At 41.2% G+C, this 19,281-nt stretch carries 20 protein-coding genes; 6 read left to right on the forward strand and 14 right to left on the reverse strand.

Annotated features, from left to right (window positions below; genetic code table 11):
* Positions 1–805 precede the first annotated feature (805 nt).
* Positions 806–2,005, forward strand: a complete 1,200-nt coding sequence (locus EP737_RS23475; protein WP_129731581.1) for an ABC transporter permease — start codon at positions 806–808, stop codon at positions 2,003–2,005.
* Between the two features lie 2 nt (positions 2,006–2,007).
* On the opposite strand, the gene EP737_RS23480 is transcribed toward EP737_RS23475, so the two are convergent.
* The 6 genes from EP737_RS23480 to EP737_RS23510 form a co-directional block, all read right to left on the reverse strand.
* Positions 2,008–2,865 (reverse strand): DegV family protein, encoded by an 858-nt coding sequence (locus EP737_RS23480; RefSeq protein WP_165350898.1) that lies wholly within the window; start codon positions 2,863–2,865, stop codon positions 2,008–2,010.
* 514 nt (positions 2,866–3,379) lie between these two features.
* Positions 3,380–4,687, reverse strand: a complete 1,308-nt coding sequence (locus tag EP737_RS23485) for an ammonium transporter (RefSeq protein ID WP_205651008.1) — start codon at positions 4,685–4,687, stop codon at positions 3,380–3,382.
* A 7-nt stretch (positions 4,688–4,694) separates the two neighbouring features.
* Complete coding sequence (locus EP737_RS23490) at positions 4,695–5,054, reverse strand: P-II family nitrogen regulator (RefSeq protein WP_129731585.1); 360 nt, start codon at positions 5,052–5,054, stop codon at positions 4,695–4,697.
* Positions 5,055–5,351: 297 nt separating this feature from the next.
* Positions 5,352–6,044, reverse strand: a complete 693-nt coding sequence (locus EP737_RS23495) for a TerC family protein (RefSeq protein WP_129731587.1) — start codon at positions 6,042–6,044, stop codon at positions 5,352–5,354.
* A gap of 128 nt (positions 6,045–6,172) precedes the next feature.
* A complete protein-coding gene (locus EP737_RS23500) occupies positions 6,173–6,451 on the reverse strand; it encodes a YkvA family protein (protein WP_129731589.1) in 279 nt (92 codons plus the stop codon).
* Positions 6,452–6,842: 391 nt separating this feature from the next.
* Positions 6,843–8,261 (reverse strand): SpoVR family protein, encoded by a 1,419-nt coding sequence (locus EP737_RS23510; protein ID WP_129731593.1) that lies wholly within the window; start codon positions 8,259–8,261, stop codon positions 6,843–6,845.
* A 287-nt stretch (positions 8,262–8,548) separates the two neighbouring features.
* Here EP737_RS23510 and EP737_RS23515 point away from each other — a divergent pair, with 287 nt between their 5' ends.
* Both EP737_RS23515 and EP737_RS23520 read left to right on the forward strand, forming a co-directional pair.
* A complete protein-coding gene (locus EP737_RS23515) occupies positions 8,549–8,806 on the forward strand; it encodes a YhdB family protein (RefSeq protein ID WP_129731595.1) in 258 nt (85 codons plus the stop codon).
* Between the two features lie 128 nt (positions 8,807–8,934).
* Complete coding sequence (locus EP737_RS23520; RefSeq protein ID WP_129731596.1) at positions 8,935–9,870, forward strand: LCP family protein; 936 nt, start codon at positions 8,935–8,937, stop codon at positions 9,868–9,870.
* A gap of 36 nt (positions 9,871–9,906) precedes the next feature.
* On the opposite strand, the gene EP737_RS23525 is transcribed toward EP737_RS23520, so the two are convergent.
* Complete coding sequence (locus EP737_RS23525; protein WP_129731598.1) at positions 9,907–11,649, reverse strand: phospho-sugar mutase; 1,743 nt, start codon at positions 11,647–11,649, stop codon at positions 9,907–9,909.
* 264 nt (positions 11,650–11,913) lie between these two features.
* Here EP737_RS23525 and EP737_RS23530 point away from each other — a divergent pair, with 264 nt between their 5' ends.
* The 3 genes from EP737_RS23530 to EP737_RS23540 all read left to right on the forward strand — a co-directional run bounded on the left by EP737_RS23530 (position 11,914) and on the right by EP737_RS23540 (position 13,091).
* A complete protein-coding gene (locus EP737_RS23530) occupies positions 11,914–12,345 on the forward strand; it encodes a disulfide formation protein C (protein ID WP_129731600.1) in 432 nt (143 codons plus the stop codon).
* Between the two features lie 3 nt (positions 12,346–12,348).
* Positions 12,349–12,795, forward strand: coding sequence for a thioredoxin family protein (locus tag EP737_RS23535; protein ID WP_129731602.1), 447 nt, complete (start codon positions 12,349–12,351; stop codon positions 12,793–12,795).
* Positions 12,796–12,875: 80 nt separating this feature from the next.
* On the forward strand, positions 12,876–13,091 hold the full coding sequence (locus tag EP737_RS23540) for a DUF1540 domain-containing protein (protein ID WP_129731604.1): 216 nt from the start codon (positions 12,876–12,878) through the stop codon (positions 13,089–13,091).
* A gap of 223 nt (positions 13,092–13,314) precedes the next feature.
* Here EP737_RS23540 and EP737_RS23545 read toward each other — a convergent pair whose 3' ends face one another.
* The 7 genes from EP737_RS23545 to tenI all read right to left on the reverse strand — a co-directional run bounded on the left by EP737_RS23545 (position 13,315) and on the right by tenI (position 19,280).
* Positions 13,315–14,079 (reverse strand): L,D-transpeptidase, encoded by a 765-nt coding sequence (locus tag EP737_RS23545; protein WP_425455954.1) that lies wholly within the window; start codon positions 14,077–14,079, stop codon positions 13,315–13,317.
* A 249-nt stretch (positions 14,080–14,328) separates the two neighbouring features.
* Positions 14,329–15,192 (reverse strand): SDR family oxidoreductase, encoded by an 864-nt coding sequence (locus tag EP737_RS23550; protein WP_129731608.1) that lies wholly within the window; start codon positions 15,190–15,192, stop codon positions 14,329–14,331.
* Positions 15,193–15,565: 373 nt separating this feature from the next.
* The gene (locus EP737_RS23555; RefSeq protein WP_129731610.1) at positions 15,566–16,585 is read right to left on the reverse strand and encodes a thiazole biosynthesis adenylyltransferase ThiF; all 1,020 of its coding nucleotides are present in this window, start codon (positions 16,583–16,585) and stop codon (positions 15,566–15,568) included.
* The gene (locus EP737_RS23560) at positions 16,578–17,348 is read right to left on the reverse strand and encodes a thiazole synthase (protein WP_129731612.1); all 771 of its coding nucleotides are present in this window, start codon (positions 17,346–17,348) and stop codon (positions 16,578–16,580) included. Before EP737_RS23560 ends, EP737_RS23555 begins: the two co-directional genes overlap by 8 nt.
* A 2-nt stretch (positions 17,349–17,350) precedes the next feature.
* Positions 17,351–17,554 (reverse strand): sulfur carrier protein ThiS, encoded by a 204-nt coding sequence (gene thiS / locus EP737_RS23565; protein WP_129731614.1) that lies wholly within the window; start codon positions 17,552–17,554, stop codon positions 17,351–17,353.
* Complete coding sequence (thiO, locus tag EP737_RS23570; protein WP_129731616.1) at positions 17,551–18,666, reverse strand: glycine oxidase ThiO; 1,116 nt, start codon at positions 18,664–18,666, stop codon at positions 17,551–17,553. Before thiO ends, thiS begins: the two co-directional genes overlap by 4 nt.
* Positions 18,663–19,280: a thiazole tautomerase TenI gene (gene tenI, locus EP737_RS23575; protein ID WP_129731618.1), complete on the reverse strand. Its 618-nt coding sequence runs from the start codon at positions 19,278–19,280 to the stop codon at positions 18,663–18,665. Before tenI ends, thiO begins: the two co-directional genes overlap by 4 nt.
* Between the last annotated feature and the right edge of the window lies 1 nt (position 19,281).

Below are 19,281 nucleotides of genomic sequence, written 5' to 3' on the forward strand. Positions count from 1 at the left end.
GCATCATATTGGAACACAAAGTTCCCATACTTCGCATCCTTCCGTCCAGAGATTGTCATCCAGTTGAAATCGTTTCTTAATCGCAAGGTGAAGAGTGCCTTCATACGGCTTGTTCCCCGTGCATAGATGTTTTGTCTGCCAAGTATAAGCCGTGCGCATGGCTCTATTATAGAGACGGAGAGAATGAGAGAGTTCCTGATTCAAATCGTGGGAGACCTTGTATTTATAGATTCGATTGGAAAAATAGCACTTCTTCATTCCTTTCTACTCCCTTTTGGTTCTTTTTGGTAATTATATATTATCAAAAGAACATACGTTTGTCTAGTTGCATTTCCCTATTTACCAAACAGGCTAGGCGATTGCCTAGCCGACATTCATCCTCCACTTACCACTGGGCTACGCTCATCACGTGCTTGAAGTGGAGGTCTTCTGTCGGAAAATGATAAAGAAAACTCGTCGAATGGTCTCCCGGCTAGAAATTTATCCTTTCTTAAAGCGAAATAAAAGTCCGTTTCGAGGCGGAAGTATTTCCAAGTACAGAAATTCCTTACGACAACGTATCAAAACTAAAGAAGATTAAGGGCAATTCTTCAGCTGTTTCAGCTTATTGCCTCTACATTTCTTCTAAAGGATAAACTACATTTCAAAGGGTTTCTCAACAAACTGAAAAAGATCCCAGCAAAAGCCGAGACCCTTCTGATTTTCATTCCTTTTTACTGTTAGAAAATCCTACTTCCAAAGCAGGAGATGAATACAGTACAAAGAACTAATAACTAAAATAATTAGAATACAAGGAGAGATTTCAATGGATGGACATCAGCTTTGGTTGGAACGGTTTCACCGCCATATACAAAGGAACGCAAAATACCTCTCACTCATCGGAGGGAGTTTGTTTTATGCATTTCTTTGCGTATTTGGTATGGGCGGCTACTATTATGCAAAACTGCTTCAGGCACCTCCGTCTAAAGAGAACTCTATCCTCTGTCTTAGCCTGCTGCTCTCATTTATATTAACACGTGTTCGCCTTCGTACATTTGTAAAGGATGCGGATCTTGTATTCCTATTGGCGGCAGAACATCGGCTGGCCCCCTATTTTAGAAATAGTCTCCTTTACAGCTTTTTAATACAATGGCTATCTCTCTGTATTGCAGTACTACTAGCCGTTCCTCTCTATAAGAAGATCGGTACAACAGATCTGTTCTTTTTCTGGAATGCTTTATTTTTGCTTTCCGTTGTAAAAGGATGGAATGTATTTATACACTGGCTTTGGTATCATCACACAGAAAAAGGCAGCATACGGTACATGATACGCTTCGTGCTAAACATGGCTTTTTCTTATTTTCTCTTGCTGCGAGCATCCTTTTATTTGCTCATTGTTCCCCTGCTGGTTATGCTGCTTATTTGGATATATTCCAGACAAACAAAACAGTCATTGATTTATTGGGAGCGCCTTATTCAACAAGAACATGAACAAGATTTCATGTTTTACCGCTTCCTTAACATTTTTACAGATATTCCCCAAGTTATCCGGAAAGTAAAGCCTCGTATGCTTTTGGCAGCTCTCATCAAAAAACCGATCGAACAAACAAAAATGCCGTTTTTGTTTGTGTATACGCTTGCCTTTATAAGAGGGAATGACTACCTAGGATTGTACGTACGCTTTTTACTTATTACATCTATTTTATTAACTTACATACAAGGCTTTCCAGGAAAATATGCAGCTGCGCTCGTATTTCTATATTTCTCCAGCCTGCAAATGTTAGCCCTTTGGAAACATTTCTACACGCATGCCATACTAGAGCTATATCCGCTTACGCGCGATAGTAGAAGGCAATCATTTTTCAGCTTTCTGCTTGTACTCACACTATTTAGTAATACGATTTTCTCTAGCGTAATCGCAGCAACTATTCCAAAGCCTTCCTATATTCTTTTATCCTTTTGCAGCGGAATTTTGTTGACCCCTTTGCTTTTATATCGTCGTGTCAAGAAGCTCCAATACACATAGATCTAACCATGTAAATGTGCATTGTACCACATAACCGCAAGTGTCCCTTCGCCCGCATGAACGCTTAACGTAGAAGTAATAGGGACAATATCCACACGCAGGTGCGGATGCATCTCTAGAAGCATCTCCTTCCACCGAAGTGCATCCTCCTCACGATTGCCGTGAATTACTGCAAGTCTTGTTATATCATGCTTTGCAAAAGCTTCACGGCATTTCTCCATAATCAGCTTTGTCGCTTTTTTCTCTGAACGAACTTTCTCAAATACATCAACAATGCCATCGTGAATTTGTAAAATCGGTTTAATATTTAATAAGGTACCAAGAACAAACTGTGCGTTGCTTAAGCGACCACCCTTATGAAGCTGCGATAAATTCCCGATTAAAATATAGTTTTCTAATGCAGGAACAAGCTCCTCTAGATGGCTGGCTATCTCAGCAATTGTTTTTCCTTGCTTCTCCATATGTAGGCCTTCTGCAAGTAAATACGTCATCCCTGCTGTTGTCACTCTTGTATCAATGAGATTATAGGAAATGCCTGCGATGTCGGCTCCCTGCTTACTTGCTGAATAAGTACCACTTAGCTTCTGGGATATATGGAGTATGATAAAATGCTCATATGTGTCCTTCAGCTGTTCGTACAACTGCGCAAATTTACCGACTGCTGGCTGTGAGGTTGTCGGAACAGCGTTATACTGCTTCATCTTTTCGTAAATTTGCTGCTCATCAATTGTTACACCGTCCTCATATGTTTCGTTTCCAAACATAATGACCAATGGAACAACATACACATCTGGATGCTGTCGCAGTTCTTCTGATAAGTATGCTGTACTATCCGTAATCCAAGCGATTTTCTTCTTCACACTTGCCCCTCCTTTATTGTAAAACCTCATCATAATGGCTACTATCATACTATACAGCAAATTAAGCTGCTACTACCTTTTTATTGCAGGTTGCTTTGTTTTTCAAAGTACGGATGCTTGTTTCAGCATGATGCAAAGAACAAGTTCTAATGCTATCATAAGGGCAATCATATTTTGTACAGAAAGATTGAAAGGAATGAATAAGGAAAACTCGCCAATTGGCAAAAACAGAGACATAGTTACACTTACACTTTGCTTCTAAGATTTCCTGCTACCACGAACTTGCTTCTAGCTGTAAATTTATATTCTTACAGTAAAGAAAACTCACCGATTGGCGAACCATGCCCTTGGGCGAAGATAGAGGCGTAGTTGCACTTACACTTTATTCCTAAAATTCCCAACCAAATCAAACTGTCTTTCCTGCTAGAAATTTATACTTTCTTAAAGTATGAACTAAAAAACGCAACAGAAGGAATCGATTCTGTTGCGTTTTCTTGTATATCTCTATTCTGTTTTAATTGCTACTTACAGTGCTTTTTGGCTGTGCCACTACAATACCTGTTGTTTCTTGAAAATCGTACAGGTTAACAGGAATATCTGTGAAACGTTCCAAATCGTTGTAAGCTGGGATACCATGGTGAGACATATCGAGGCCTTCTTCTTCCTCTTCTTCGCTCACACGAAGACCAACTGTTTTTTCCGCCAGCTTCGCAATGAAAGTACCACCTGCCAATCCCCAAACCGCAACAACAACAGCCCCAAGTAATTGTACAAGAATCAATGATGTATGACCCGTTGTAAGTAAGCCTTCCTTCATATCAAACAAACCAACAGCAATCGTTCCAAATAGACCATTTGCACCATGCACTGCAACTGCGCCAACAGGATCATCAATTTTCATATTATCAACAAATAGCGTTGCGTAGATCACGATTACACCGCTGATTGCACCAATGATAATCGCACTCCATTGTGATACGAATGCACAGCCAGCTGTTATTGCCACAAGTCCAGATAAAATACCATTTATCGTCATACTCGGATCTGCCTTGCCGTATTTCTGCATCGTAAGCAGCAATGCGACTGTACCGCCACTTGCTCCTGCAAGCATTGTATTTAATGCAACAGGCGCAAGAGCAGCATTAGACGCATCAAGTGTGCTTCCTGCATTAAATGCAAACCAGCCAAAGCATAAAACAAATGCACCAGCGGACGCTAAAGGAATATTGCTCGGCGCAAATACATTTGCACTTCCGTCAGAATTAAATCGTCCCTTTCTTGCTCCGAGCAGCTTTGCCATCGCTAAAGCCGCAAACCCCCCCAGCGCATGAATAGCAGCAGAGCCGGAAAAATCCTTCATACCAAGCTTTGCAAGCCATCCATCACTGCTCCAAATCCAGTGACCAGATAGCGGATAAATAATAAGAGTCATAAGTGCTGCTGTCAAAATATAAGCTTTAAAATTCATACGTTCCGCTACTGCTCCAGAAATAATGGAGATACATGCAATGGCAAACCCAATCTGAAATAAAACATACGCTGTGCTTGGTAATGGAATACCGCCAAGATCAATACTTTCCGGATGTCCGAACAAACTTGTGCCAATGAAACCAAATGCATCTTTACCAAACATAATGCCGAAACCGATCAACCAAAAACCAAGAACACCAATCGTTAAATCAACAAAAATTTTCATCGTTACGTTAACTGCATTTTTTGTCCGCACTAAACCTGCCTCCAGCAAGCTAAAGCCGCCCTCCATAAAGAAAACCATTGCCGCCGCAATTACAATCCATACCGTATTTAAGTACATAAGTTCCACCTTTTTATCACCCCTCTTGCTTTGCTAAATCATCAATATCATCATCCACTAAACCCGTTCGAATGTTGTAAGCTTCAAAAATAGGATACACATAAATTTTGCCGTCTCCATCTGTTCCTGTTTGAGCTGCTTCAATTACTGCTTGAATTGTGCGATCTACCATGTAATCTGACAACACAATTTCCAGCTTCACTTTTGGATGCAATGTTACCGTATAATTTTTACCGCGATACACACCCTTTGCATCCTTTTGCTTTCCTCTGCCAACTACTTGTGAAACCGTAAAACCAGTTATACCAATTGCTTTTAAAGCACTAATTGTTTCCGTTAAACGCTGAGGTCTAATAATAGCTTCTATTTTCTTCATCACGATCAACCCCTTAGCTGTTAGATTTCCTAACATCAACTGATACAAATTATAACGTATTAAAAAAGAAAGTCAATGCTTTCTCATAGTATAATTTTTGGTATTTCAAACTCTATGCTTCTCCTTCTCTTTCCCCAATCTTAGCCTTTTCATTTTTTTGAAAATATTAGGGGTTTTTGTATGCATATAAAGCAAGATAATTTGTTAAATAAACCAATATAAGCAAAAAGATGACGTTCAACACTCTGATAAATCAACGCAAAAAGCCTTGCGATAAGCAAGGCTTTTTGCGTTGATTTATATTGATGCTCTCTCTGCTGTCTGTTCATTTTTGTGACTACTCTTTTTTTTAAGTGTTCCTGCCAATACAATAGCAGCAACGACGAGAAGTTCAAAACCATACTTGATAATAGGATTAGCAAAATATGGTTTCAAGAAAGGTTCTTCTACAATCATTTTGGACGCTGTCCAAGCAAGGACGGCAGCACCGAGTGTAATAATAATCGGAAAACGCTCGACAAACTTTAGGATAAGCGTGCTTCCCCATACAACAATCGGAACGGAAATAATCAGTCCGAGAATGACGAGCATGAAGCTTCCGTGTGCAGCTCCTGCAACTGCAAGCACATTATCTAAGCCCATTAATGCATCGGCTATAATAATTGTACGAATTGCTTCCCAAAAGTTGTTTCCTTCTTTTACATCGTGCCCTTTTTCATCTGTAAGCAGCTTATATGCGATCCAAAGAAGCAAAAGACCCCCGATAAGCAGCAAACCCGGAATTTTTAATAACCATACCACAACTAATGTTGCTAAGGCGCGGATAGCTATCGCACCGACTGTCCCCCAAATAATAACCTTTTTTTGTTGATCCTTTGGCAGCCTTCTTGCTGCAAGACCAATTACAATCGCGTTATCTCCGGCCAAAACTAAATCAATTACAATGATAGCCAACAGCGCTGAGAAAAACTCTGACGAAAATAGATCCATTTTAAAATCCCCCCACTCATTATGATAAGCTCCATTTCTAAACTTATTTGTAATTTGTATTTCCAACCTGGAAAAGTAAAGACCATCGGTTAAGTATCAACATAGAAGCACATTCTCAAATCTTACTGCTACGCTGAAATTTCGTAACGCTCCCTCATGGAAGCTGGTGCCATTTTAACAATTTGCCGAAGTACCAGCATAAAAATAGCAACATCGTCAATCAAACCAAAGAAGGAGAGAAAATCAGGCACTATATCAAATGGAAGCAGCCAATACCCCACTATAATCACAACAGATAATACCTTCTTCCTAACAGATACTTCACTGGATAAAAAGAACTCCTTCAAAAATGGAACAAAGCGTCGTACACGCAGCAGCAAACGCATTCGGCCCCAAAGTTTTTTCACATCTATCTCCCCCCTTAGATAAGATTAAAACGGCCAATACCTCCTCCCAATCGTGAAACCTGCTTAAATTTCCACATAAAAAATGACCTGTCCAAGAACGGACAGGTCATTTGTGCACATAAAAGACCTTTACCGCTCTTGGTAAAGGTCTTGCTAACAACGTCATAGTTGCCAACAAAGCCGAGGGCTTCCCCTGTAATGACGACTTTGCTGTAAAAGCTACTCCCCTTTAGGAATACACTATACATTTCTTATACAGTTATCTTAAGACTTTTCTGAAAAACAGTCAACAGAAAAATTTTGTGTACGCTGAAAATCTCCTTACTCTTTATTTTATGCAGTTCATCCATAATGATGACAAACTACATCCCAGGTTTGAAGAATCCCTTCATCATAAGTACTTTCGATGCAGCACCTTTCCATCGAATGAAAACAGCACTGGTTTATTTTCAATCACTGTTTCTAAATGTGTGGATCGTCCCCAAATTTGATGAATATATGGAACGACCTTTTCTAAGTATTTCACATCGAGTTCAATTCCTTCATACCAATGCTTTAAGTACAACTCGCCATTCTTCATATAATCCCCATCATTCACTGTGATATATGGGAAGCCTCCATTAACGCGCATACTAACGAGCTGATCTCGAACCTGCTCCCATCCTTTATCAACAACTTTATATTCTTTTCCTTGCTTTTGGAATAAATACATATCCTCACGCATGACAAGATCCTTGTTTAAATAATTTCGTAAAAAGGAAATATCGGATTCGATTTCCCGCACCTCAAACATCTTCTCGCGTCCCGATCCCGGCAAAATACCATCACGCTTCATGCTTTCTGTTGGATTATTGTAGCGCTCCTCAATATCTTCAAAAATTTTGAGACCCAGATAATATGGATTGATGCTAGTACGTGAAGGCTGTACAACTCCAGCGTTCAGCTTTGCAAATTCAACAGCTTCATCGCTTGTCAAATCCATTTCCCGTAAAATACGTTGATGCCAGTAGCTTGCCCAACCCTCATTCATGATTTTTGTCTCAAGCTGCGGCCAAAAATAAAGCATTTCTTCACGCATCATCGTTAAAATATCACGTTGCCATTCCTCAAGCTCACGGCTATATTCTTCAATAAATAGCAAAATATCCTTCTCCGGCTGAGGCGGAAATTTCCTTTTCTTTTGAAAGAGTGGCACATCCTTCTTTTGATTTCTATTTTCCAAATCCCATAAATCATCATAAGGAGAAGACGGCTTCGTTCCTTCACCATCTTCCTCTACCTCATCTAAGTTCCATGCAAGCTTCGGGCGCATTAAAGATGGATCAATATGCTCTTGAATGGCAAGCACAGCGTCCAAGAAGGTTTCAACTTGCTGCTTACCATATTTATGCTCATATGCTTTAATGCGCTCAGCAGTAGCAGCCATACTTTCGACCATATCTCGCTTCGTATTGCTAAAACGTGCGTTATTTTTAAAGAAGTCACAATGTGCAAGTACGTGAGCCACAATCAATTTGTTTTGAATCAATGAATTTGTTTCTAATAAGAAGGCATAACATGGATCAGAGTTAATGACAAGCTCGTAAATTTTGCTTAAACCTAAGTCATAGTGCAGCTTCATTTTAAAAAACTGCTTCCCAAAACTCCAATGCGAAAAACGGGTCGGCATCCCATATGCCCCGAATGTATAAATAATATCAGCCGGACAAATCTCGTACCGCATTGGATAAAAGTCCAATCCAAATCCTTGCGCAATTTCGGTGATCTCATCAATCGCATGTGCTAACGCTTTTTGATCCTCTACTCTCACTGCAGCTCCCCCTTTTTTTTCCTATTACCACAATGTATGAGGAAACAGCGCATTTCATGAAGGACTTGTAATACCCGATGTGTATTTCTCTATTTTCACTTAAGTAAAAGGAAAATAAAGTATGGGATAACATATGCCACAAGCCATATAAGCAGCGTATACATCATGTGCATCATCCATATAACTCCTTTTCACGGACAAAGCCCGCTTCTTAACAAATTCTTTCAGGCTTAACCATCAGCTTTCTGTCACACACTATTTATAACTCCTCAGCAAGGAGGGATACCATGTACGATACGTACACAGATTATGACAAAGCATTGTATTACACATATTGTTGTAATTGGGATGAGCTGCTCATTTTGATGGTTCAAACACAGGATGAGGTGTTTTCTAAACGTATTGAGCATTTTCTTCACGCCTATAAATACGCCAGAGACTTATCAGAAGTGGATAAGCAGCTTCAGCTCATGTTTCAATATATTGATCATGCTTCCCAAAAAGCATACTCCGAACATGCAAATGAAGAAACTGTTACAATATAAGAAAAAGCAAAACAGAGATGGAAAGTCCATACTGCCATTGAAGGCATTCGCTTCTAAAGCGGATGCCTTTTTTGTATAAATAAGGAAGCCCTGTCTATACTATACATACAAAACATGAATGAAAAGGTGTGATAGGCTTGAAGCGGTTATCTCTCATTGTTTTTTGTCTATTGTTCTCTCTTACAGGCTGTAAGACGGATAAAATACAAACCCCTGCTGATCCTCCCGCTAATCGCACACCCCTACAGCAAAATAATCCATTTCAAGGTGTGAAAAGTGAACAAGGACAGTTGAATATTCTTGTGTTAGGAGTCGACTCGCGCGGTGAAGAACAAGCACGCTCAGATTCTATTATGATTGCCCAGTACGATCCGAAAGCAAAAAAAGTAAGAATTGCTTCTATTATGCGCGATAGCTATGTGACTATCCCAAATTACAGTATGAATTCCAATAAAATTAATATGGCATATTATTTTGGCGGCCCTGAGTTACTGCGCAAAACCATTCAGCAAAACTTCGGGATTGATGTTGAACACTTTGTCGCAATTGATTTTGAGGGATTCGTACACATTGTAGACACCGTTGCTCCAGAAGGCATTGAGGTGAACATTAAACAACAAATCATCGATGATATGGGACTTGCGCTGCAGCCTGGACGGCAACGCCTTCACGGAAAAGACTTACTCGCATATGCCAGATTTCGTCATGACGCAGAAAGTGATTTTGGTCGTGTAAAACGGCAGCAGGAAGTCCTGCAGGCACTCAAAGATACTTTTGTAAATAAAGTAAGCTCGCTTGATGGCATGTTCCAGCTTCCAGGCATTGGACAGGAACTGCTAAAGTACATAGACACAGATATGGATATGCAAACACTGTTAACAGTTGGCGGAAGCTTGCTTCTCAATCCCGTTGAAGATGTTAAGACGATGCGCATTCCTGTTGATGCTAGCTACGAGGATAAGTTTTATGAACATGCAGGCGCAGTATTACAATTGGACTTTCAAAAAAATAAAGAAGCGTTAAAAGAATTTTTTATCCATGATCCAAAGCCGGTAAATGAATAAACAAAAAAGCAAGGTCAAATGACCTTGCTTTTTTGTTTATGCTTTCTTTAACAAGCTGTCGTTTACCTTCTCCATAAAAGCAGCAGATACTTGCTCTAGCTTTTGCTGGCTATCGGCAAGACTCGTACCTTTTACACCAAAGTAAAACTTTACCTTAGGCTCTGTGCCTGATGGACGCAAGCATACCCAAGAGCCGTCTTCAAGATAATATTTTAAAACATTTGACTTTGGTAATAAGATATCTTCTGTCTTTCCATTCTCTGTTCTAATGCTTGTTTTGTAGTCCTCTGAAACGGCTACTGCATACTCGCCAAAAGCAGCTGGCGAATCATTACGGAATGATGTAAGCAGCGCTGCAATCTGCTCTGCTCCGTCTTTTCCTTTTAACGTTAAGGATTTCAAACCTTCCCGATAGAAGCCATATTTCTCGAAAACCTCAAGCAGTCCTTCATACAATGTCATTCCGCGCTTTTTATAATAAGCAGCTACCTCTACACCAAAAATGGAAGCCTGTACAGCATCCTTATCGCGTACAAAATCACCAATTAAATAGCCATAGCTTTCTTCATAACCAAATTGGAATACATATTGACCTGTTGTTTCATATTCCTTAATTTTTTCGCCAATAAACTTAAAGCCCGTTAGTGTATCGATTGTGTCTAACCCATATGCTTTTGCAATTGCTCTGCCGATTTCAGAGGTAACGATTGTTTTAAGTACAACACCATTTGCTGGGAGCACACCTTTTTCTTTCTTTTGGGAAAGTAAATACTCAAGGAAAAGCGCTCCTGTTTGGTTTCCTGTTAATACAGTATACTCACCTTCTAAATCCTTCACAGCAATTCCTAAACGGTCAGCATCTGGATCTGTTGCCACAAGCAAGTCAGCATCTATTTCCTTACCATAACGGATAGCCAGTTCAAATGCTTCATGCTCTTCTGGGTTCGGTGATTTTACAGTTGAGAAGTTTGGATCAGGAAGCTCCTGTTCCGTTACAACTGTCACGTTTGTATAACCAAGCGCTTGTAAAGCTTGGCGAACCGGCTTATTAGATGTTCCATGCAACGGCGTGAAAACAATTTTTAGTTCCTCACCCATCTCAGTTGCAAGCTCCGGATTTACCGAAATTGTTTTCAAGCGTTCTACATACTTCTCATCCATTTCTGCTCCAAGCATGCGAATTAGACCTTTTGCTTTTAATGCTTCTTCCGATTCAACAATAATCTCTAATTCGTTTTCAATCTCGTTTACCTTCTCGATTACCATATCTGCTTCTTTCGGAGGAAGCTGTCCACCATCCTCACCATATACCTTATATCCATTATATTCAGGAGGGTTATGGCTTGCCGTTACTACAATCCCTGAAAATGCGTTTAGCTCACGCACTGCAAATGACAGCTCAGGTGTAGGTCTTAACTCTTCAAATACATATGTTTGAATCCCATGTGTCGCAAGTGTTTTCGCTGCTTCCATCGCAAATTCAGGTGATTTGTGACGAGAATCGTATGCAATAGCCACACCGCGTTTCTTCGCATCTTCTCCGTACAGCTCAATAAAACGCGCTAAACCTTCTGATGCTTTACGAACTGTGTACACGTTCATCCGATTTGTACCGACACCAATCTCACCGCGCATACCGCCTGTGCCGAACTCTAGATTTTTGTAAAAGCAATCCTCAAGCGCTTTTTCATTACCTTCCATTTCATTCAATAATTCTTGTAGCTCCTCATCTAAAAAGGGTGCATTTACCCAGCGTTCATACGTTTGCTTCCAGCTCATTTTATCCTCTCCTGTATAAAAATTTCTAGATGTTTGAAATAAACATTTTTCCTTAGACAGTATTCGGTACTTTTGTACATCTTTCCTGCCAGTAAACCTCATAATTCTACTTTATTTTGTTAGAAATATGTAAATTTTATCATATTTTACTCTTTGCTCCAACCTTTTTATAATCCGGCCTTTCTATTATTCGCTATAATTTTACAATATAGGCGAGACCATACTATAATTTAAATTGGATTGACATGAAAGAGGGATTAAACAATGAACAAAGAAAAAAAGCTTGAGTACGCTCTATTCACAGCTTGGGCTGCCTCATTGACAGCTATGCTGGGCAGTTTGTATTTTTCCGAAATTATGAAGTATGAGCCTTGTACTCTTTGCTGGTACCAACGCATCCTTATGTATCCATTTGTCGTGCTGCTTGGGATTGCTGTCATCCGCAAAGACTATCTTATAGCCCGTTACAGCCTTCCTTTGGCTATAATTGGCTCAGCTATCTCTTTATACCATTACTCCATGCAAAAAATCCCTGCTTTATCCGGCGGCGGGGCAGCGTGCGGAAGAATTCCATGCACAGGGCAGTACATCAATTGGCTCGGATTTATTACTATTCCTTTTCTTGCACTAACTGCGTTTACAATTATTATTGTCTGCAGTATTATTCTCATCCGTAATTTTAAGGAGGCAAAATAATTTATGAAAAAAATGCTTATCTTTGCAGCAATTCTTATTGTTCTTTTTGGTGCTATCGCATTCATCAATCGAGCAGAAACAACGCAAGGCATTAGCGATAATCAGCTTTCTGCTGAAGAACAAAAAAAGCAGGAAACATATTATACGAATAAAATCTCTTCTGACGAGCTAGGAAAGCAGCTCGATGCTAAAAATGAGGCAACTGTTTATTTTTATCAAACATCTTGTACGCACTGTATGAAGGTCTCACCTATCGTAGTACCGCTGGCAAAAGAACTAGGAGTGGATATGAAAGTTTTGGATTTGCAGACAGATGAAAATGGTTGGGATGCATTTAACATTGAAGGAACCCCAACTATCGTGCGTTACAAAGAAGGCAAGGAAGTAAGCCGTATTGTCGGTGAACAGTCTGAGGATAAATATAAGAAATGGTTTGAAAGTAATAAATAGCATATCTAAAATAAGGAACCGCCTCTCGTACATGAATCCTGCCCAAAGTGCCTAAAATAGGACAGAAGGGGGGTTTTTCAATGCCAGAGGTCAGATGTTCTGTTTCAAACTGCTCATTTTGGGGGCAAGGAAACTTCTGTCAAGCACAGGCAATTGTTGTTCAGCCTGATGGAAAAGCGTACACAAACTTACAAGATGACGGACACTTTACTGCCGTATTAGAAGGTCAAACAATGGAAAGCAACGTTGGACAAAGTGAGGAAACATGTTGTCAGACGTTTCGATCTGCATACTAGAAAATACGTAAAAGAAGAAAGAAGCCCTTACTCAGGGCTTCTTTTTACAAGATAAGAAAATATAACTTTTCGGGGTGATATCTAGCTCCCAAGGTCCAAAATGGCAGTGTAGGGCTGACCCTCCGCAAAAGAAAAAAAGCGCCTTTTACTCCGGCCCACCCCTACGCTACCATAAAAGGCGGGCATTGTCCGCTTTTCTAAACCTTCAGAAGTTGTAAAAATTTCACGGCACATTATGCTTTCGTTTATATTGATTAGCAATAATGTGGAGAGGTACTTGCTCATAACGTGTACTTTTGCCCATTTGATCAAGAATGTAGAAATTGTTTCCAAGATCATACATCCCTTCTCCGTTATGTGAGAACACAGCAAACTTCTGATTAGGCAAGACCTCTTGAACAGGTATAAGCTTTCCATGCGGCTCTTTCCAGTACATCGAAGTTTTGTCAATAATCAACAGCCTCCCAACCTGCTCCTCCTGTACAGGCTGACCATTCCAACTCGTGATCCGATAACCGTAGCGGTGCGCTGCGTACTCGGGCGGCTCATAAAACTTAGCAATGATAACCTTTGTCTGCACTGGCGCCCGATCATATAACCACTGTACATCCCGGTTATGCATACGAATACAGCCGTTTGATTCATAGGTGCCAATCGACCATTCCTTACTCGTTCCATGGATTGCATATTGTGCTTTATTTAACCCTAGCCAACGTGCGCCAAGCGGATTATTCGGCGCTCCTCCTGGTATATTTTTTCTATGGTACTTTTTATTTTTATATTTGTTAATCACACAAAATGTACCCTCCGGAGTAGGTGTTGCCGGCCTTCCGCTTGAAATGGAGAACGTACGAATATAATGACCGTTTTCGAAAAATGAAAGCTGATTTACGGCAAGATTAATTAAAATAAGCTGATCTGTTTCAGACGCTGCTTTTGCATATGGAGCAGTTGAAAACAGCAAACAAAATAAACAAACCTTAATAATACTCTTCATACGATACCCCCGCAAAAGATAGAATGTCATTTTATCTTTTGTAAGAGCGTCAAAAGTATTAGTGAAACTTTTATTTCACTTCGATAGGGTATATATTTCCAGGTGAAAGCTAATTCGGCATGTCAGAAAATTTTAGATACAAGGCGTAAGGGCAACTACGCCTCTGTTTTCGCCAATCGGCGAGGTTTCTTTATGTGATAATGCTTCGTTTATAAGAAACGAGGTGGACAGTCTCGTTCATCAGTTGACTGAAGCACCGCCGTTGACATGGAGCATTTGTCCTGTAACATACGTAGAATCATTAGACGCCAAATAGACATATGAAGCTGCCAATTCCCACGGTTGTCCAGGACGCCCCATCGGCACATTGGAGCCGAATTCCGCGACCTGTTGGCTGTCAAATGTTGAAGGAATAAGCGGTGTCCAAATCGGACCAGGTGCCACACCATTGACGCGAATACCTCTTTTTACAAGTGACTTTGCAAGTGAACGAGTAAACGCTACAATCGCTCCCTTTGTAGCAGCATAATCCAGCAGCTGTTCATTCCCCTCATATGCAACAACTGACGCTGTATTAATAATACAATCCCCTTCCTTCAAATGAGAGAGGGCTGCCTTTGTCACATAAAAATAGGAAAAGATATTTATACGAAACGTCCGCTCCCACTGCTCTGCTGTAATATCTTCCAGACGCTGCTGCGGATATTGCTGTGCGATGTTATTTACTACGATATGTAAACCGCCAAGCTGCTTGACAGTTTCTTCTACTACATAGTTGGCATGCTCTTCTTGTCCTAGGTCTCCAGCAAGGAGCAGACATTTGACACCATGACGCTCTACAAGCCGCTTCGTTTCGTTCGCATCCTCATGTTCATCCAAATAAGCGATAGCTACATGCGCTCCTTCCTTGGCAAACGCAATGGCCGCTGCTTTTCCAATCCCACTATCTCCGCCAGTAATAATCGCAGTTTTCCCTTGTAGTTTTCCGCTTCCTTTATACGAAGAATCCTCAAATACGGGCTTTGGATTCATGAGCGATTCTACTCCCGGCTGTTTGTCCTGATGCTGCGCAGGCAGCACCTTCTTAGACTGTTGTTGAGTCATTGGTACATCCCTCCCATATTCTATCACCTTTAGGATGTACGAAATTTCTCAAAATAAGCACAACAATCGTCACTTAACAGCACTGCTATGTTCTCTATGTCTTCATGTAAAGAAAACTCGCTGATTAGCAAGCCCTGCCCCCCGGGTGAAGCCAGAGACGTAGTTGCACTTATACTGTATTTCTAAAATTTACGACTATGTCAAATTGACTTCCAGCTGAAATTTATACTTTCCTATAGTGTAACAATAGCCTTCCTTCTTTCTCTTTCGCCTCAATATATTGTATTATTTCATTCTTAAAAATAAAAAAAGACCGGCTTCTCTACCGGTCAAAAATTATTATGAAGAAATGAATGGAGTACACTATACCCCTTTATCCGAAATAGCGGTGGTACAAAGACTTCGCCTCTGCAACATGCTTCGTTCCATGCACCAGTACACGCCCATCTCGAAATAGGACAAGGCGTTTATCATCGGCTGTGAACGATAGTAAATACGGATTCACAAACAACTGCTCTACCTTATTCTCAAGCAGCTTTGCATGCTCCTCTGTACGTATTTCTCCAGAAAACGGCATACGAATTTGGACTGTGTCCCGACCACATAAAACCGTTGTTTTCGTCTGGTTTTCCTGCTGTAAGTACGGATAAACCGCTCCTTCTCCACAGGATGGACAACGCGGCTTTTTCAGCGGCTGCACATTCATCGTAGAATATTCATTTTGCCAAACATCAAAGGATATAAGCCTTTTTTGCAGGGAATCCTTATTATCGGTTAGAATCTTTAATGCCTCGGTCACTTGATGCGAAACAACCATGCTCACTGCAGGAGAAATAATACCTGCCGTATCACACGTAGCTATGCCGAGCGGAATCGACTCCAGTAAACAAGACAAGCAAGGTGTTTCACCCGGCAGTATCGTATACGTTAATCCATAGCTGCCGACACATGCCCCATATATCCACGGGATATTATACTTTTGAGCCACATCGTTGATAAGAAAACGCGTTTCGAAATTATCTGTAGCATCAATTAGCAAGTCTACATCATGAACAAGCTGCTCTAGCTCTAAAGCTGTTACATCTTGTATGTGAGCAATAACCTCAATTTCTTTATTGATCGCATGTAATCGCTTTTGGGCAGCAATTGCCTTAGGCAGATGTTCCTCTACATCTTGTTCAGCGTACAACTGCTGCCTTTGCAAATTGCTCCAATCGACATAATCACGGTCTATAATCGTAATCCGGCCAACGCCGGCACGAGTGAGCATTTCAGCGCTTCCGCTGCCTAGCGCGCCCGCACCGATGATCAAAACATGCTTCTGTTGTAACTTTTCCTGGCCTTGCACACCAATTGGCGAAAACAATATTTGGCGGGAATACCGACTATTCAAGAACGCTCATTCCTTCAATCGGACTGCTTGCTGTTGCATATCGCTTACGCGCAATGCGACCTGCTTCGTAGCCAAGTCGACCAGCCTCAATAGCAAGCTTCATCGCCTCAGCCATCTTTACTGGATCCTTAGCACCGGAAACTGCAGTGTTTAACAATACACCGTCCGCCCCTAATTCCATTGCCAGTGCAGCATCAGCTGGTCCGCCAATCCCCGCATCCACAATGACAGGTACCGTTGCCTGTTCAATGATAAAGCTTAAATTAAGCGGATTTACGATTCCAAGACCGGAACCGATCGGTGAAGCACCTGGCATAATCGCATGTACGCCTAGCTCCTGAAGTTTTCTAGCTAGCACCACATCATCCGATGTATACGGAAGCACTGTGAATCCTTCCTTCAGCAGCTCTTCACTTGCCTTTAATGTCTCAACTGGATCCGGAAGAAGTGTTTTCCAGTCCCCGATTACCTCAACCTTTACCATATCACAAAGACCAGAGGCTTTTGCGAGTTTAGCAATTCGGACTGCCTCTTCTGCTGTTTTTGCGCCAGCTGTATTAGGCAGAAGCGTGTATTTTGTAACATCAATTTTCTCTAATAAATTTGGCTGGCTTGCATCAAAGATATCCATGCGTCGCACTGCAAAGGTTAAAATTTCTGCTTCTGATACTTCAATTGCTTGTCGTTGCACATCATAATCGCTAAATTTTCCTGTACCTAATAATAAACGTGATTGAAATGAAAATGATCCAATTTTTAACATACTCATCCGCCTCCTACAAAAGTTACAATTTCAATTTGATCTCCATCAAATACTGATGCACCCTGGTGCATCGACTTCTCTAAAATCTCATTATTCTTCTCAACAACCACAATTTTGCCTTCCAGCCCTAAATGGGACAGCAATTGCTCTACGGTGGAAACTGATTCTGGTACATCTACTTTCCGCCCATTAATTTGTAAAATCAAACAAATTCCTCCTTACTTAAAAGAGTTTCCAGCAAGCTTTGCACATGCTTTCCTTCTATTAGGTCAGCCATATACTCACCGGTGATCGGGCTCAGCAAAATTCCATTGCGATAATGCCCTGCGCATGCATATAAGCCTGCTACCTCCGGATGTTCCCCCATATAAGGCATACCGTGGTTTGATTGCGGACGAAGGCCGGCCCATGCAGTATCCCACTCAGCTTGCTGCAGAGCTGGTACAAGACGAAACGCGCGCTCCATCAAGTAAGCGATGCTCTTGGCACATACTGTTTTGTTGTATGTATGCTGTTTAACAGTGGCACCAATCAAATACTGTCCGCCACGCTTTGGTACAATATAAAATCCATCTTGAAAAATCGGCGCCTTTAGCAGAGGCTTATAGCTCTTAACGGAAACCATCTCTCCCATAATCGGATACGTTCCCCATGTAGAGTGAAAATTCTGTAAAAACTTTGTGCTCCATGCCCCAGACGCAACAATAACCTTGCTGCATGAAAAGGTTCCTTCCGTTGTCACAACACCCGTTACACGATCTTGCTCCTGCAAAATCTCAATAACCTCTGTTCCCTCGTAAATTGCTGTACCTGACAGAGCTGCAGAATGTGCCAAAGCACGCGTTAACTCAGGAGCAATAACATGCCCATCCTTCGGACAATACAGGGCGCTTATAATATGAAGCGCAAGCTCTGGCTCTTGTTCACGTAGCTGTGCACCGCTTAACAAATGCGTCTCTTCACCTGTTTGCAGCTGCCATTTCATAATGTGCTCCAAGCGCTTTGCTTCCTCTTCATTTTCGGCAATCCGATAAATGCCCTTCTCTTCATATGCAATATCAATGCCTGTTTTCTCGCGCAGTCGTGCTGCTAGCTTTGGAAATAAAGCGCGGCTTTTTCTGGCGAGCTCAAACAATGGATCGTACTCGTTCCATTCTGCTTGTACACCAAGAAGTCCAGCTGCTGCTTTAGATGCCTCGCCAGAAATCGTCCCTTTCTCAAACACCGCTACACTATGTCCTCTCTCAGAAAGAGAGTGCGCAACGGAGCAGCCGATTACTCCACCACCAATAATAATAACATCATATCCTTTGCTCATTGCCCTTCTCCCCACCTTTGAATCTGTTTTTCATACTCCTTTACTGCCTCTAAAGGATGGTTTGCATCCCAAATACTTGACATTACTGCAACCCCACTCGCGCCGGTGCCAAATACTGCTTTGACACGAGTTGGTATAATCCCGCCGATTGCCGTTACAGGAATTGTAAGCGTTGTTGCAATCTCTTGCAGCTCTTCCAATCCTCTTGGAGGAACCCCAGCTTTAGAACGCGTTGCAAATATATGACCGTATAATGCAGAATCTGCCCCCTCCTGCTGCTTACACAAAGCTTCCTCTAAAGAATGAACAGAACACCCTACATGAAGCTGCGGAAAACGATCCTTTATAATCCGAACATCAGCGCTTGTATAGCCTAACTGTACACGGTTCACACCCGTCAATAAAGCAATATCTATTCGATCGTTTATCACAAGCTTAGAGGGGGGGATGCCGCTTTGAATAAGAAGCATCACTCCCTCATATAATTCTTTCGTAGTTTTATTACGTTCGCGAATATGGATATAATCCACGTAGTCCACAATCTCTGCTGCAATAGTAGCCATTTGTGAAAATGATAGCTTTCCATTTGAAATGACGTGAAGCTCCCGTTTCATC

The sequence above is a fragment of the Ectobacillus funiculus genome (genome assembly GCF_004138295.1).
GTDB classification, from domain to species: domain Bacteria; phylum Bacillota; class Bacilli; order Bacillales; family Bacillaceae_G; genus Ectobacillus; species Ectobacillus funiculus.